10 protein-coding genes are annotated in these 16575 nt (G+C 63.7%); 1 reads left to right on the plus strand and 9 read right to left on the minus strand.

The features are described 5' to 3' along the window. Positions 1-93: 93 nt before the first annotated feature. The 7 genes from HBNXHr_RS10850 to HBNXHr_RS10880 form a co-directional block, all read right to left on the minus strand. A complete protein-coding gene (locus HBNXHr_RS10850; RefSeq protein WP_275882136.1) occupies positions 94-2562 on the minus strand; it encodes an endo-1,4-beta-xylanase in 2469 nt (822 codons plus the stop codon). A gap of 39 nt (positions 2563-2601) precedes the next feature. Continuing rightward, positions 2602-4878 (minus strand): endo-1,4-beta-xylanase, encoded by a 2277-nt coding sequence (locus tag HBNXHr_RS10855; protein ID WP_275882137.1) that lies wholly within the window; start codon positions 4876-4878, stop codon positions 2602-2604. 39 nt (positions 4879-4917) lie between these two features. After that, on the minus strand, positions 4918-6549 hold the full coding sequence (locus tag HBNXHr_RS10860; protein WP_275882138.1) for a sialate O-acetylesterase: 1632 nt from the start codon (positions 6547-6549) through the stop codon (positions 4918-4920). A gap of 88 nt (positions 6550-6637) precedes the next feature. Then, entirely contained in the window at positions 6638-8110 is a 1473-nt protein-coding gene (locus HBNXHr_RS10865; RefSeq protein ID WP_275882139.1) for a hypothetical protein, read from the minus strand. A gap of 295 nt (positions 8111-8405) precedes the next feature. Then, positions 8406-10715: a fibronectin type III domain-containing protein gene (locus HBNXHr_RS10870; RefSeq protein ID WP_275882140.1), complete on the minus strand. Its 2310-nt coding sequence runs from the start codon at positions 10713-10715 to the stop codon at positions 8406-8408. Between the two features lie 54 nt (positions 10716-10769). Beyond that, positions 10770-12881: a cellulase family glycosylhydrolase gene (locus tag HBNXHr_RS10875; RefSeq protein ID WP_275882141.1), complete on the minus strand. Its 2112-nt coding sequence runs from the start codon at positions 12879-12881 to the stop codon at positions 10770-10772. Positions 12882-13294: 413 nt separating this feature from the next. Then, positions 13295-14368 (minus strand): TrmB family transcriptional regulator, encoded by a 1074-nt coding sequence (locus HBNXHr_RS10880; protein WP_275882142.1) that lies wholly within the window; start codon positions 14366-14368, stop codon positions 13295-13297. A gap of 243 nt (positions 14369-14611) precedes the next feature. Between HBNXHr_RS10880 and HBNXHr_RS10885 the strand changes: the two genes are divergently transcribed. Further along, a complete protein-coding gene (locus HBNXHr_RS10885) occupies positions 14612-15202 on the plus strand; it encodes a 50S ribosomal protein L15e (RefSeq protein ID WP_275737228.1) in 591 nt (196 codons plus the stop codon). A 176-nt stretch (positions 15203-15378) separates the two neighbouring features. Here the strand turns inward: HBNXHr_RS10885 and HBNXHr_RS10890 are convergent, their stop codons facing one another. Further along, positions 15379-15993, minus strand: coding sequence for a 30S ribosomal protein S7 (locus HBNXHr_RS10890; RefSeq protein ID WP_275882143.1), 615 nt, complete (start codon positions 15991-15993; stop codon positions 15379-15381). Between the two features lie 2 nt (positions 15994-15995). Continuing rightward, the gene (locus HBNXHr_RS10895; protein ID WP_008523925.1) at positions 15996-16424 is read right to left on the minus strand and encodes a 30S ribosomal protein S12; all 429 of its coding nucleotides are present in this window, start codon (positions 16422-16424) and stop codon (positions 15996-15998) included. Between the last annotated feature and the right edge of the window lie 151 nt (positions 16425-16575).

The following is a 16575-nucleotide window of genomic DNA, read 5'->3' on the forward strand; positions in this document are numbered from 1 at the left end:
CAGTCGTCTCCCCGACAGCGGGAGGCCGGCCGTGATCGGTCCCTATGAGTGTGCCCGGCCCAGTCCGGTCGCCGGCGGTTCGGCTTTGGCTGATCAGGAGACTGTGATGGTCACCTCGTCCGTAGTTGACTCGTCGTCGTTGTTGGTGGCGGTCAGCGTCACGGTGTAGGTGCCGGCCGACTCGTAGGTCGTCTCCGCATACCAGCCGCTCGCCGTGGACCCATCGCCCAGTTCCCACTCGGCGCCAGTGATCCAGTTCGCGGAACCGGATCGGTCAGAAACCCAGAACTGGACCGTCTCGCCGACACTCGCCTCCGTGGTGCTCGGGTTGATCTCAGCGATCAGGTCGTCGGTCGTGCCGTCGCCACCGTCGCCATCTCCGTCACCGTCGCCATCTCCATCGCTGTCTCCCTCTCCGTCGCCATCGCCGTCACCACCGCCGACGACGATATCGACCTCGTGGGTGGTGGACTCGTCGTCGTTATTCGTCGCCGTCAGCGCCACGGTGTAGGTGCCGGCGGACTCGTAGGTCGTCTCGGTGTACCAGCCACTCGCCGTGTCGCCGTTGCCGAGGTCCCACTCCAGGGAGCTGATCCAGTTGCCCGAGTCGGTCGTATCCGTCACCCGGAAGGTGACCCGCTCGCCGACCGCGGCGTCGGTCGTACTCGGATCCATCTCGGCGATCAGATCACCGTCGCCAGTTTCGTCACCGTCTTCTTCACCATCGCCATCGCCGTTGCCATCACCATCGCCATCTCCGTCGCCGTCGCCATCCTCGTCGGTCGTTGCCTGGACGGTCGCCGTCTCGGACTCGTTGCCCGCGCCGTCGACCGCCGAGACGCCGATCTCGTAGGTCGTGGCGGCATCCAGCCCGTCGATCGTCGCGGTCGTCATCCCGGCACCGACCTGCTGGTCCTCGCTGCCGTCGACGGAGACGACGTAGACATCCAGACCGGAGGTGCCGTTGTCCGTGACGCCGTCCCAGGAGACGGTGATCGAGGAGCTCGTGGAATCAGTCGCGGTCAGGTTCGTCGGCGTTTCCGGTGGCTGGGTGTCGCCGTCACTGTCCCCGTCGCCTTCGAGCGTCACTGTCACCGTCGTCGTCCCCGAGGCGTCCGAGACCGAGACTGTCTCAGTCGTCTCCGCGCTGTCGGTGCTGACGGTGACTTCGTGGTCACCCAGGAACGCCGTCGTGGCGTAGGTTCCACTGGCGTCGGTCGTGCCGGAATCGTCGGTCCACCACTCGTCGTACACCAGTCCGGTCCAGACATCGTACGCCGGCTTTGTCGACCAATCATCGTAGAACAGCGGTGCCTCGTTCTCCCAGTGGCGGCCGTCCCAGAAGCCCCACATGATGAAGTCGTCACACCCGGGATGGCTGAACGCTCCGCGGAGGTAGTTCTCTAAGACCTCCGCGCGCTCCTCGTCGGAATTCCAGTCGTCGCCGTTGTACGTGTCGAACTCCGTGATCTTCAGGCGCGCACCGAGATCCGCCCACTTGTTCATCTCCTCGGTGACCTGTGCGGCGCTGATCCGGCCGTCCGGGCTGTCGTTCGAGTTGAACTCGCCCGTCCGGGCACCGGCGTGAGCCTGAAGGCCGACCGTATCGAGCTGGACGGCGTTGGTGTTGATATGTTGAATCTCGTTGACGTACCGGTTGTCGGTGTAGCCGTACGCGAACTGGTTGAAGTCATTGACCGCGATCCCGAGATCGAGGTCGTTCTCCTCGATCACCGACTCGGCCTGGTCGTACCAATCGGCCAGCAGTTCGGAGGTCCAGGGCACGACGTCGCCGGTCCAAGGCTCCTCGGTGTCGATCTGGTCGCCGTAGACACCGATCTGGAGCTGGTAGGCGTGCATCGCCTCGTTGACGATCTCCCACTCGGTGAAGTCCTCGCCGTAGTGGGTGATGATCTCCTCGATGTGAGCCATCGAGCGCTCGCGAATCGTCTGCTCGTCACCCTCGTCGATCGCCGTCAGGATGTCGTCCGGGATCGCCGCGACGTCCTCCCGGCCCCAGATGCAGACGTGCCCACGCATGTCCAGGCCCTGATTCAAGATCCACTCGGTCGCCTCATCGGCCAGTTGCTGTTCGTTCTCCCAGAAGTCCCACTTGTGGCGGTTCTCCATCACCGCCTTGTTGAACAGTTCGGGGATGTACTCCCGATAGTTGTCGCCCTCGCTGGAGCTGTTGATCAACGTGTTGGCGTTGACGGCCGTCCCGAAGCCAAAGTCGTGTTCCTGCTGGGAAACCGAAACGCTGGCATCCGAGACCGTCGAGCCGTCGGGGTTCTCGACGACGACTTCCAGATCGCCGGTCCGGTGTTCCTCGATGCGCTCGTCGATATCCAGCGAGGTGTCCGCGGTCTCTGCGGCCGCGCCACCCGTTGTGGCAGCGCCGAGTCCGGCCGCCGCGGCCGCTGCCGCGACGGTCTGGAGATAGTCTCGCCGGTCCATCGAGCCGACGGGGCCTTCCCCGTCGGTCGTCAATTCGCTCGCGTCGCGGACGTCGTCTGATTCGTGCGCCGATGCGTCGATGTCGTGTGAATCGTCGGTTGTCATCGTGAGTTGGTATTTCGCCGCGTTTCGAGGGCGAATCCGCTACTGGAAGCGGATCTCCTCGATTTCGAGCGTGCCACTGCCGCCCTGCCAGAAGTTCAGTCGAACCGAGAGCCCCCCGGTCGACGGGTCGATACCTGCCGATTCCATGTCGACGGTGACGGTCGAGGCCGACGTTCCGATGGCGTCGTCGGTGAACGCAGAGAGGAGCCCCCGAGCGCCACCCACGTCCAGCAGGAACTCGTCCGCTTGGACGTCGTCACCGGCCAGGACCAACACCAGTTCCGAGTACTCCGAGACGTCCTGCTGGATCTGCTCGACGAACCAGCCGGCGTTGTCGTATTCGAGGACCAGCGCCCCGTCCTCGACCGCGCCGCCACCGTTCTCGAACGAGCCGGCCCCGCACCACTGGCCGAGATCGTTGCGATTGGACGCCCACGCCGGATCGCCGTCGTAATCGTTGACGACGAGTGCCTCGACAGGCGTCTCGCCGTCGTCTTCGCCGTCGTCGATGCCGTCGCCATCCTCGTCTCCATCACCGTCGTCGGTACCATCATCACTGTCCGCGGTCGTCGCCGATACCGTCGCGGCGTCGGACTCGTTGCCCGCACTGTCGACCGCCGAGACGCCGATCTCGTAGGTCGCCGCCGCGTCGAGCCCCTCGACCGTCGCGGTCGTCATGCCGGCACCGATCGTCTGGTCCTGCGAGCCGCCCACGGAGACGACGTACTGGTCCAGCCCGGCGGTCCCGTTGTCCGTCACGCCGTCCCAGGAGACGGTGACCGTCGAGTCGGTCGTCGTCGACACCGAGAGATTCGTCGGCACCGACGGCGGCTGGGTGTCGTCCGCGGCGCTGCCGTCACCCGCGACGGTGACCGTGACCGTCGTCGTGCCCGAGGCGTCCGTGACTTCGACTGACTCGGTCGTCTCTGCGCTATCGGTACTGACGGTGACTTCGTGGTCACCCAGGAATGCCGTCGTGGCGTAGGTTCCACTGGCGTCGGTCGTGCCGGAGTCGTCGGTCCACCACTCGTCGTAGACCAGGCCGGTCCAGACGTCGTAGGCGGGTTTCTGGGACCAGTCCTCGTAGAACAGCGGCGCTTCGTCTTCCCAGTGGTCGCCGTCCCAGAAGCCCCACATGATGAACGCGTCGACGCCAGGATGGCTGAACGCACCCCGGAGGTAGTTCTCCGTCACGTCGGCGCGTTCCTCATCTGAGTTCCAGTCGTCGCCGTTGTACGTGTCGAATTCAGTGATCTTCACGCGTGCGCCATGGTCGGCCCACGTGTTGATCTCCGAGACGACCTGGTCGGCGTCGATCCGGCCGTCCGGATCGTCGTTGGAATTGAACTCGCCCTCTCGGGCGGCAATGTGTGCCTGGAGACCGACCGTGTCCAACTGTGCCCCGTTGGCGTTGATGTGGTCGATCTCCGACTCGTAGCGGTTGTCCGTGTAGGCGTAGGGGAACTGGTTGAAGTCGTTGACCGCGATCCCGACGTCGAGGTCGTGCTCCGCGATCACCGACGCGGCCGTCTCGTACCACGCCGCCAGGAGTGGAGAGGTCCACGGGACAACCTCGCCGTTCCAGGGCTCCTCGGTGTCGATCTGATCGCCGTAGACACCGAGCTGCAGCTGGTAGGCGTGCATCGCCTCGTTGACGACATCCCAGTCGGTGATGTCGTCACCGTAGTGGGTGATGATCTCCTCGATGTGGGCCATCGAACGCTCGCGGATCGTCTCGGCGTCGCGTTCCTCGATCGCCGTCAAGATATCGTCCGGGATCGCCGCGACGTCCTCCCGGCCCCAGAGACAGACGTGCCCGCGCATGTCCAGTCCCTGATCGAGCAGCCAGTTGGTCGCCTCGTCGGCGACCTGCCGGTTGTTCTCCCAGAACCGCCACTTGTGGTGGTTACCGAGCACCGCCGTGTTGAACAGCTCCGGGACGTACTCGCGGTAGTTGTCGCCGGGGTCGCTCTCGTTGACGAGCCTGTCGGCGTTGACGGCGGTGCCGAAGCTGAACGCGTGTTCCTGCTGGGCGATCGAGACCTCGGCGTCCGAGACCGTCGAGCCGTCGGGGTTCTCGACGACCACTTCCAGATCGCCGGTCCGGTGTTCTTCGATCCGTTCGTCGATACTCAAGGAAGTGTCAGCCGTCTCGGCGGCTGCGCCACCCGTTGTGGCAGCGCCGAGTCCGGCCGCCGCGGCCGCTGCCGCGACGGTCTGAAGATAGTCTCGCCGGTCCATCGAGCCGACAGAATCGTCGGCCTCGACGGGGCCGGCCGTCGATGTGTCGATGTCGTCGTTCGTGTCTGGTGTCATCTGTATGAGTCAGTTGTGTGTTGGAGCCCGAAACGCAGTTTAGGAAACTGTAATCGTCACTTCGTGCGTGCTCGAATCACCGCCGTCGCTGGTGGCAGTCAGCGCGACCGTGTAGGTACCCGCCGAATCGTAGGTGTGTGCCGCCCACCAGCCAGTCGCTGTCGACCCATCGCCGAAGTCGAACGACAAAGACGCGATCCAGTGACCCTCACCACTCGTATCGGTGACCCTGAATGTGACACGCTCACCGACACTGGCCGACGTCGTACTCGGCTCCACCTCGGCGAGCACGGCATCGCTACCGTCGGTGTCCCCGGCATCGCCACCGGACCCGCTATCATCACTGCCGCCGATGTCGCCTCCAGCAGTGTCGTCGGTGGTGTCGCCGCTTCCCGCACCGACGTCACTGCCAGCGCTCCCCCCGGTGGAGCTCCCATCGACGGGTTGCCAAACGTAGTAGTCCTCCTCGCGGGGTTCCTGATCCAGGGTGTACCACTGGGCCTCCCAGACGCGTCCGTCGTGGACGACCCGATCGCCGGTGCGATAAACGGCAGTTGAATCCCACGTGGGATACTCGCTGGAACCCCCTGAGTCGCTACCGGCGTCATCGCCCGAATCATCGCCGGAGTCGCCAGTGTCACTGTCCGAGTCATCATCGGAGTCACTGCCCGACCCATCGCCATCGTTGCCACCCGAATCATCACCGGAGTTGCCGCCGGATCCGTCGTCGGTCCCGCCGCTGACGTCGACGTGTTCCAGCATCTCCGCGGCGTAGCGGCGACCGAGTTCCCGATACGCGTCTGACGTGAAGTGCGCGTAATCCTGGCCGGCAAGTCCTTCAGCCGAGACAACGTGGGCGTTCTCGATGACGTCCGGGAGTTCGTTGACTTCGGTGTTGTGCGAGCCACAACACCCCCCAGCCGAGTCATAGAGCATCTCGCCCGCCAGGAACGGGACGTTGCCGATACCGAGGTCGGCGCGGAGATCCTTGACGATACCCTCGACCTGGGCGGTCCACTGCTGATCGTTCGTGTTTGTCTCACCCTGGTGGAACAGGATGCCCTTGAACGTCCCGACTTGCTGGGCCGTCTCGGCGAGATCGACCATCCACTCGTACCCGCCGTCGAACTGCGGTGGAATGTCGCGGTCGTTCCGCCCGATCGGTGCCCCCTTTTCGAAGAGGGCAATGTCGGCCCCGCTGACGGCTGCGGGGACGAGCCCGATCGACCGATCGTCCGGCAGCTCCTCGATCAGGGTCTTGGCGAAGTAATCGCCGGGGCCGAGTTGTCCATAGCATCGGTTGAGCGGCGGTTCGGCCAGATACCACTCGCCATACTCGCGATCGAGGTTCGGACAGGTCTTGTCAGCGAGGACGTGGATCCGCGGGTTCGTCCCTCGATCCTGCTCTTCGATCGGTCCCTGCCCCTCCATGTTCGACTGGCCAAACAGCAGGTACAGATCGAGATTCGACGGGTCAGTCGCCGTGGCCGCCGAGGCCTGCTGGCCCAGGCCGAGCGCAACCGTCCCTGCGCCGACCGCAACACCGCTCTTCAGGAACGCACGTCGAGACGTGTCCCCCTGGGATCCGGCCGCCTCGTTCGAGCGATGTTGCTCACCCCCACTCCCCGATGCCTCGTCCACGTCGTCAGTGTCGTGCGCGCGTCGTGTCATGTATCGCGTCGTATCATATTGCCGTATTTCCTGCCCCCCATCGTCCCCAGTGGGACGCCAACGGCAGGCGAATCGAGCGGTTGCGTCCCTATTCGAACCGGATTTCGTCGATTTCGAGCGTACTGTCACCCCCCTGCCAGAAGTTCAGGCGGACCGAGAGCCCGCCGGCCGACGGGTCGATCCCTGCTTCGTCCATGTCGACGGTGACCGTCGACGCCGAGGTCCCGATGGTGTCGTCAGTGAACGCCGAGAGGAGCCCACGAACGCCGCCGACATCCAACAGGAACTCGTCCGCTTCGCCGCCGTTGGCTCCGCTGAGGACGAAGACGAGGTCCGAATACCCCGAAACGTCCTGATTGATCTGTTCCTGGAACCAGCCGGCGTTGTCGTATTCGAGGACCAGGGTCCCGTCTTCGACCTCGCCGCTCCCGTTCTCGAAGGAACCGGCCCCACACCACTGGCCGAGATCGTTCTGATTCGACGACCACGCCGGATCGCCGTCGTAATCGTTCACGACGAGGGCGTCGCCCGACGGCGTGTCGGTCTCCGTGGGCGTCTCCGTCTCGGTTTCGGTGGGCGTCTCGGTCTCTGTCGGCGTCTCGGTTTCCGTCGGCGTCTCGGTCGGAGTTGGCGTCGGCGTGTCCGTCCCGCTGCCACTGGCGTAGGTCGTCCCGTTGATCGTGACGTCGAAGGTGTTGTAGGTTGTTTCGCCGGAACTGCCCTCCCAGTACTCGTTGCCGAGTTCGACACCCGAGAGCCAGAGACTCTCGTCGACGCCGTGTTCCGCGGTCAGATAGTCGACGATCTCGGTCAGGTCGATCCGGCCGCCGTCGTGACCGCCCTGGATTCGGAAGATGTAGAACGTCGCGTCGGTCCCGCCGCCGGCGTAGGTCGTCCAATGATCGACGGTGTTGCCGAATCGGTCGGTCCAGACGTTCTCGGCCTCGACCGCGCCGTGACTGTGCTGGTCGTTCCAGTCCAAGAGGAGCATGATCTCGTACTGGTGGGTCCCGGTCTCCTGGCTCGGTGGCTGGTCCATCAGCCACCACTCCTCGGCCCAGTCCCACTCGCCGCCGGACTCGGAGTACTCGGCCTCGACGTCGATGACGAGTTCGTCAACGTCCCGACGCCGGATCGGGAACTCCGCCACCCCGGTGTCAGTCCCCCAGGGTTTCGTCCCACAGATCACCTCGGGATAGTTGATCCCACTGCCACCCGCGGCGTCGAAGTCATAGCCGTAACTGCCGTCGTCGTTGAGCCAGACACACTGATCGGCGTTTGAGTTCCCCCACTGGTTGTCCACCAGGGTGAACCCGTCGGCGACGTCGATCGACCCGTAGTCGTCGGAGTTACAGACCTCCTCGACCGTCGCCGCCGAAGCCTGGTCGCTCGCAGTCAGCGCGAGCCCACCCAACCCGACGCCCGCGCTCGCCAGGAGGAATCGCCGGCGGGTCTGGGTCGCGACGGACGGACGATCGCCGGACCGTTTCGCGGTGTCGGTGGTCGTGTCACTGGTAGTCGATTCTCCCGTCGATTCGTCCGTGTCGGTGTCGTGTGTCATGGCTGTGGATCGTGGGCTGTCCAGAACGGTCCCCAAACTGGGCCGGGCGTCTGTTACCCCCGTAACACGGCCGGCCGCAGGGTCGTTCTGACAGCCAGTGGTGGTTCGGAACGGCTCTCTGGAGCGCGTGGGGCTGTCTCTCGTTGGTCGCTGGATGGGTGATACGTCGATGCGTACGTGACTTCAGTCGGATTTCGTGTCGTGTCGATGGGTGCCGAACCCGAGGTCGGCGGGCCGGTCGGACGTGCGATCGTCGCCGGCCGCCGACGCTACGGAATCAGTCCTGACCGACGGCTCAGGAGATGGTCACCTCGACTTCGTCGGTGGACGTCTCGCCCTCGTTGTTGGTCGCGGTCAGCGTGACCGTGTAGGTACCCGGCGACTGGTAGCGCTCGTCGGTGTACCAGCCACGGCCGGTGGTGCCGTTGCCGAGTTCCCATTCGAGGCCGGTGATCCAGGTCTGGTTGCCGGTCTCGTCGGAGATCCAGAACTGGACCAGGTCGCCAGTCGACGCCGAGGTCGTCCCCGGGTCGATCGACGCGATCAGGTCACCGGTGGTCCCATCGTCGTCATCGTCGGATTCGCTCGTCGTGGCCCCGACGGTCGTCGCGGCGGACTCGTTGCCCGCACCGTCGACCGCGCTGACCCCGATCTGGTAGGACGTTCCAGCGGAGAGGCCGTCGACCGTCGCACTCGTCGTGCCGGCCGGGACCGTCTGGTCCTGGGAGCCGTCGACGAAGACGACGTAGCTGTCGAGGCCGGAACCGCCCGAATCCGTCGATGCGCTCCAGGAGACCTCGACCGAGGTTTCCGTCGTCGACTCGACCGAAACGTTCGACGGGGCCGACGGCGCTTGCGTGTCACCGTCGTCGCTGCCGGCGTCAGTGTCGGCCGTGATCGTCGTCGTCCCGGACGTGTTACCGGCACCGTCCTCGGCCGAGACCGCGATCTGGTAGGAGGTGTCGGCAGCCAGCCCGTCGATGGTCGCACTCGTCGTCCCGGCCGAGACCGTCTGCTCCAGCGAGCCGTCGACGAGGACGTTGTACTGTGCGAGTCCGGAGGTACCCGAATCGGTCGACGCGGACCACTGGATGGTGATCGACGAGCTCGTCTCGTCGGTCACGGTGAGGTTCGACGGGATCGACGGTGCCGTCGTGTCATCGTCGTCGCCGCCACTCTCGGGCAGGTCGTTATTGCGGTTCTCATAGAGGTACTCCTGCCACCACTGGGCGGGACGGGCCTCGTAGTCGTGGATGACCCAGTCGCCGTCCTGACTCTCGTCGTGGACGAAAAAGGAGGGCTCCCAGGTGTGATCGAAGTTCCAGCAGATCGGGTGGACCGGGTACTCATCGAGGAAGCTCTCGAAGCCGTCGGCGTACTCGGAGGTCGTCCCTTCGAGGAAGCTGAAGCCGTCGCGACCGCCGCCCTCGGCCCAGCCGAACTCGCTGAAGAACATCGGTACCTCCTCGGCCGCCGTGCCGAAGGAGTCCGACAGGGGTCGCATCCCCTCGTGGGTGTAGACGTGACCGGTGTAACAGATGTTCTCGCCGTCGAACTCGTTGGTCGGCGCCCAGTAAGTGAGCTGACTCCACCGCGGGGAACCGATCGTGATGAGGTTGTCGGGCGCGTGCTCGCGAACGGTGTCGACCCACGGCTGGGCACGGTCGACCCACATGTCCCAGTACTCCTGGTTCGCGTCGGCGTCGTATGAGGGGTTGCCCTCGCCCTCCTCGCCGGTCGCGGGCAGTTCGGTCGGCGAGCCCCAGTCACCGGCGTAGGGACCAGTCGGCTCGTTGTAGATGTCATAGACCACGTGCGAGCGGTCGTTATACCGCGGCGCGACGAAGTTCCAGTACATCTGGAGCTCCTGGTTGAGCTCGGCGGCATACTCCTCGGTGTAGCCATCGAGCTGGGAGGCCTGCTCCTCCGAGTGCCAGAGGACGCCACGTTCGCCACAGAAGCCGATGTCGTTCTCGAAGGACTCGTTCCCGCACTGATAATCTCCGAGATCCTCCTCGTGCTGGGGCTGGTGGAAGATCGGGAAGTGGCGGTGATAGTCGATCATGACGTAGAGCCCTTCCTCCTCGGCAGCGTCGACGATGGGATCGACGTAGTTCGAGAAGTACGTCTCCATGTCGGACTCGTCTATCTGACCGGGCAGCAGCGGGCCCCAGTCGTCTCCATGAGGCATGCTGCCGATGCTCCCGGACCCGGCGTCCCCGATGTCCTGGGGCTGGGTCGGAACCCGGAGGATGTTGTTGTGCCAGCCGCCGTCGTTTGACTCGTCGGTGTTCGTGGCTTTGTCGAAGACGCCCATCGAATCCTTACTGCGCCAGGACCGCGCCAGCCGGGCCGGATCGGCCATGTTGACCCCGCGAAGGATGACCTGATTGCCGTCGGGGTCCCGAAGCAGGTTGCCGTCGCGTTCGAGCCACGGCGTCGGAATGTCGTCTGCCGAAACCGAGCCGACGATGCTACTTGCGAACCCGGCCGTGAGCGCGCTCGCTCCCGCCGCCTTGAGAACGTCCCGCCGTGAGACGTCGTCGATGATTCGACTGTCGTTCGTCGCCGATTCTACGCTATCGTGTGTGTTGTCGTTCGTCATCGTTGTGTCCGTGAGTCGTTGTGTTGTGAGTCGCTGTGATCGAAACGGAGCGGTTTATTCGAGCCGTATCTCCTCGATTTCGAGCGTGCTAGACCCACCCTGCCAGAAGTTCAGCCGGACTGAGAGTCCCCCAGCCGACGGGTCGATACCTGCGGATTCGAAGCCGACCGTGACGTTCGAGGCCGACGTCGAAATCGAATCGTCAGTCAGATTCGCGAGCAAATCACGCGTCCCGCCCATATCGAGAAGGAAGTCGTCTTCCTCGCCACCGGTCGTACCGCTGACACGAATGACAAGCGACGAATAGTCCGAAATGTCCTGCTGAATCTGCTCGACGAACCAGCCGGCGTTATCGTATTCGAGGACCAGCGCGCCATCGTCGACCTCGCCACTCCCGTTCTCGAAGGAGCCGGCCCCACACCACTGGCCGAGATCGTTCTGATTCGACGACCACGCCGGATCGCCGTCGTAATCGTTCACGACGAGGGCGTCTGCCGGCGTCGTTTCGTCGTCATCGTCTTCACCGGTACCGTCGTCGTCGGATTCGCTCGTCGTCGCCGCGACGGTCGTCGCGGCGGACTCGTTGCCCGCTCCGTCGACCGCAGAGACGCCGATCTGATACGATGTTCCGGCGGAGAGCCCGTCGACCGTCGCCGACGTGGTTCCTGCCGGGACAGTCTGGTCCTCGCTGCCATCGACGGAGACGACGTAGCTGTCGAGGCCGGAACCGCCCGAATCCGTCGAGGCGCTCCAGCTCACGTCGACCGAGGTTTCGGTCGTCGACTCGACCGAGAGTGACGTGGGCGCCGTGGGCGGAGTGGTGTCCTCGTCGTCGCCGTTACCGTCGCCACCGCCGGTCCCCTCGCCGGGGATCCCGTCGTTGCGGTACTGTTCGAGGGCCGCCTTGATGTCGTCGCCCATGGCCCCGCTGCCGGTCGTGAGTTCCCACTCACAGGGCAACTCCGAACAGGCCTCGGGAACAGTCCCGTTGTAGGGGTCGCCGATCGAGTCGTCGGCGTTCTCGGCGAACGGCCGGCTGAACATCACCGGTCGCCAGACAGGGTCAGCACACCAGGCCGTCCAGTGGATGGCCTCGCTCTTCTCCAAGAAGTCGAGGAACGCGGTCCCGAAGTCGTCGGTCCCGCCGATGTACTGCCCGGCATTTTCCTCCCAGCCGAACTCGGTGACGAACAGCGGCGCTTGCTCGTAGACGCCGGCAACGCCTTCGCCGTTGTTCGAGGCGTCCTCCCAGTTCTGGCTTTGACTGGAGTTGTGACCCGGATAGATGTGGAAAGTGTAGGCGATGTCCTCGCCGTCGAACTCCTCGACGAGTGCGCCTTCCGGACTCTGTGACCAGCTGGGCGAGCCCATCAGGATCAGGTTGTCCGCGTGACTGCGGATCGTGTCGACCCACGGCTGAGCCATCTCGAGCCAGAGCTGCCAGATGTCGGCGACCCACTGGGTGGTCGTGGGGTCCTCCCACATGCCCGGCTCGGTGGGCTCGTTGTACACCTCATAGAGGACGTGTGATTGGTCGGCGTACCGCGGTGCGACCGTGTCCCAGAACATGTCGACCTCGTCCTGGAGCTCGGTGTTGACGGGGCCGTCCTGGCCCTCCGCCCACTGGACGTCCCGGTGGCGGTGGTAATCGATAATACAGTAGACGCCACGGTCGGCACAGCGCTGAACGACCTCGTCGAGGTGATTGCTGAGATACGATTCGAGCTCGCTCTCGTTGAACGCTGGGACAGGCGGCCCCGACCCGGGTTCGTACTCGCCGATGTCGACCGGCTGGACCGGGACGCGGATCATCCGCGGATACCAGCCGTTTGACTCGTCGGTGAGCATGTCGATGACCTGCGTCGCCGTCATCCCGCGCGCTTGGGCGGTCTCGTTGATCCGCTTGGGATCGGCGATATTGACGCCCCGGAGGGTGACAGTGTTGCCGTCGGGATCTTTGATCAGATTCCCGTCACGGTGGAGCGGTGGCGTCGGAATCGCCGCGGATGCCCCCCCAAGCGCACCCGTCCCGACGCCGAACGCGAGCGCGCCAGTCAGCACGCTGCTCTTGAGGAACGCCCGCCGTGACTGCCCGTCGCCGCTCGTCACACGGTTGGTTAGCGATGCCACTCTGTCTCCCGTCGGTGGTCTGTCTGGATCTGTCATACTGCCGTTGAACGCGCACTAGTTGGCGCGTGTGAATTTGCAATGCATTGGCACTATATAATTGTTTCCCTTGCTGAGATGTGTTTCGTTTATCAAAACGTAAAACGGCATAGAAGCCCAGATACACCTATTTTCTGGACTAACTGTCGACGACGACATAGCATAAAAAATATTATATGATTTGGTTCCCAGGGAGACACATCAGGCGAGACCAGTAATTCAGTCGTGCAGTTATTCCAAACAATCAGTGGATAACGGCGCTAATTTGCCATTTCCATTTCCTTTTGAGATAGATCAAAACGAGTTACTGACACATGAGGAATTGCACAGATCGGTCCAAACAATCCGGGAGGGTCCACCCAACAAGGCAGGAAGCGGCCGGGAAATCGTGGCCGCGCCCGTCGGGCCAACAGTTACCTGACCCACTCGATGCCGCGTAAGGTAATGCGGCGGGCCTCGATGTCCTCGATCAGCGCCCCCCACCCACCGACCGAACAGTGTCCAGCCGACGTCGAGAGAACCATCGACGCTTGCCCGGACAGTTCAGCCAGCGTCGGTTGGCGATCGTCCATCGTCTGTCCCGAATAGATGACCTCCCGCAGGACGCCGGAGACGGTCCGCTCGTCGCCGGAGTCAGTATCGATCCCTTCGACGGTGACGGAGATAATCGCCCCGTCCCACCAGAGCGGATAGACGTCACGGATGAATTCTTCGAGACAGACGTAGACCAGTGGATACCGCTGGCGTTTCCCGATCGGTTCCCAGACGGCCCACAGGCACGTCTGGAAGTACCACTGGAAGATAAACGAGATGATGTCGTCGTTGGCGACGATGCCGTACGGATCGGGCATCCGCGTGGTCGGAACGAGACACGCGTGGGTCCGATCGACCAACGCCAGAAACGGACTCCGAATGGAACGACGACGCAACTCGGTGACGAAATCGCCGACGGGATGGTCGGTAAGATCAGGGTCCTCACCAGCGGTTGGAAACACCGAAACACGCACGACCACGTCGTTCTCGAAGGCGGTCGTCAGCACATCTTCGAACTCCAGGAGCTGGGTGTCCGTGAGTGCAAGGTCGACTGTCGAGTCAGCCTCACGGATCAGGTCCTCGGCGTGATCGATCGTTGTCTCGGCCCGCTTGGTCACGTTCATCTCGTGTTCGCCCAACGGTGCCCGTTCCCAGCGGTCCTCGATCTCCTCGGCGACCGCCGTGAGACGCTCGCTCGTCACCTCGAGATCGTCGATGAGATCCGCCGGATCACAGGCGCGTGCGTGTAACGTTTCCCGATCGAGTGTCTCGACGTATCCCATCTGTTCGAGTTCCTTGAGCACGTCGTAGATCCGTGGTGCCGGAATCGAACAGTGTCTGGCGATGTCGACAGCCGGCGATACCCCCTGTTCGAGCAACGTGACGTACGCATCCGCCTGGTACGTCGAGAGCCCCGCGTCTGAAAGCCCCGATAAAAGTGTGTCCCTGTCCATCGTTCATACTCCACGTTATGTCTGTCCCATTTTGATATATAATTGTTTGGAAGCGGGAAGGCGACCCCGCCAGGAGACAGTGACGGGTTGTCCCGGCCACGAAGAGTTCGAACTGTTTAAGAGGACGAACGGAGTAGTTTCGATAACTCGCTGGTCGGCGGGCAGCCAGCGGGCACCTGTCTATGCAGGTCGGAATGTGGCCGGCCGAGCCGGCTGAACCACGCAACGCCCGCGGTGAAAGATATGGCACGAAGCTTCTACTCACACATCCGAGACGCCTGGAAGAACCCCGACGAAGGCAAGGTCGCCGAACTCCAGTGGCAGCGCATGCAGCGCTGGCGCGAGCAAGGGGCGATCGAACGCGTCGAGCGCCCGACGCGGCTCGACCGCGCCCGGTCGCTCGGCTACAAGGCAAAGCAGGGCATCGTCGTTGCGCGCGTGAGCGTCCGCAAAGGCAGCGCTCGCAAGGAACGACACACGGCCGGTCGACGCTCGAAACGCCAGGGCGTCACCCGGATCACGCGCCGGAAGAACCTCCAGCGCGTCGCCGAGGAACGCGCCACCCGGAAGTATCGCAACCTGCGCGTGCTCAACTCCTACTGGGTCGGCGAAGACGGCAGCCAGAAGTGGTTCGAGGCGATCCTGGTCGATCCGAACCACCCCGCGATCGAGAACGACGACGACCTCAACTGGATCTGTGACGACGATCACGAAAACCGCGCGATGCGGGGCCTGACCAGCGCCGGACAGCGCAACCGTGGCCTCAACGGTCGCGGCAAAGGTACCGAACACACCCGGCCGAGCAACTCAGGCGACAGCGGACGCGCGAAGTAACCGACGCTACCGCGTTTTTGCCGAGTCGTTTCGAGAATGCGACAGCGGCGGCTCCGCCGGCCACCTCACGGAGCGAAGCACTTGCTCGTTGTCGTCACCGATGGAACTCACGCTCCCCAGCGGAACGCGAGAAAATCGACACTGCGTGAGACGAAAGCAGAAGACGCTGGGATCGATTACCGGGCCGCAGCCGCGACGCGTTCTTTCTCCTCTTTCTGGTTGACGGCGTAGGTCTGGACGTCGTTGTTGGCGGCCCCCATCAGCTGCTGGGCGAGCGCCTCCTCGGCGTCCGTCGGCGTCTTGAACGACGCATTGTGGGTCCCTTCGGCGATGAACTTCAGGGCCTGATCGACGCGGCGCTGCGGGGAGATGTCGACGGCCTTGGGCACGCTGATTCCACCGTACTTGAGTCGAACCGTCTCCTCGCGGGGCGCGCTGTTCTCGATCGCCCGGACAAGGATCTGAATCGGGTTCTCGTCGGTGTTTTCGTGGACGATCTCGAAGGCCTCACGGACGAGGCGCGTACTCTGCTGTTTCTTGCCCGTGTTCTCCTCGGTCTGCATGAGGCGGTTGATCAGCCGCTCGACGATGGAGATCTCGGACTTCTGGAACTGCTTTTTGGCGTGGCGACCCATCGTGTGGGCGATCGGCGTGACCGTGATGTAGCGTTCGGTCGAGGGATCGCGGAACTCGATGTCCTCAGTCGCCCAGCTACCGAACAACTTTGCGCCGGTCGTCTCCGTCTCGGCCTCGGCGTCGGCCTCGGCCTCGGCGTCTGTCTCTGCACTCATGATTATCGCACCGGTTTCTCGGCGTTGCCCCGAACGAGTTCGATCATCGAGACGCCGTTGACTTTCTCGACCTTGTAGTTGACGCCCGAAAGGTCACCCATCGCCCGACCCTTCGCGCCACCGATGCCCGCGATCGTGACCTCGTCGTGCTCGTCGATGAAGGAGATAGCGCCGTCACCGGGGCAGAACGCAGTCACCTGTTTGCCGTTCTTGATGAGCTGGACCCGGACACACTTCCGGATCGCCGAGTTGGGCTGTTTGGCCTCGATCCCGACCTTCTCTAAGACGATACCGCGGCCCTGTGGTGCACCCTCGAGGGGATCCGATTTCGCGCCCAGGCCGCGCTCGCGGCGGGCGTACTTCGAGTCGGACCACCGATGTTGCTGGCGGTCCTTTTTGAGCTTGCGTGCGGCGTACTTGCCGTTTGCCATAGTGACCGGGAATACCCCGTGAAGCTACTTAAGCGTCTTCTTTTTCCGACACCGTCGACCGAACGATCGTGTCAAATGAGGGCGGATCACACACCCGGGTGAGCAACGCCCTTAGAAAAATACTGACACCAACAACACTGTATTTTTTATT

Origin of the sequence: Halorhabdus sp. BNX81 (genome assembly GCF_029229925.1) — an archaeon.
Taxonomy (GTDB): domain Archaea; phylum Halobacteriota; class Halobacteria; order Halobacteriales; family Haloarculaceae; genus Halorhabdus.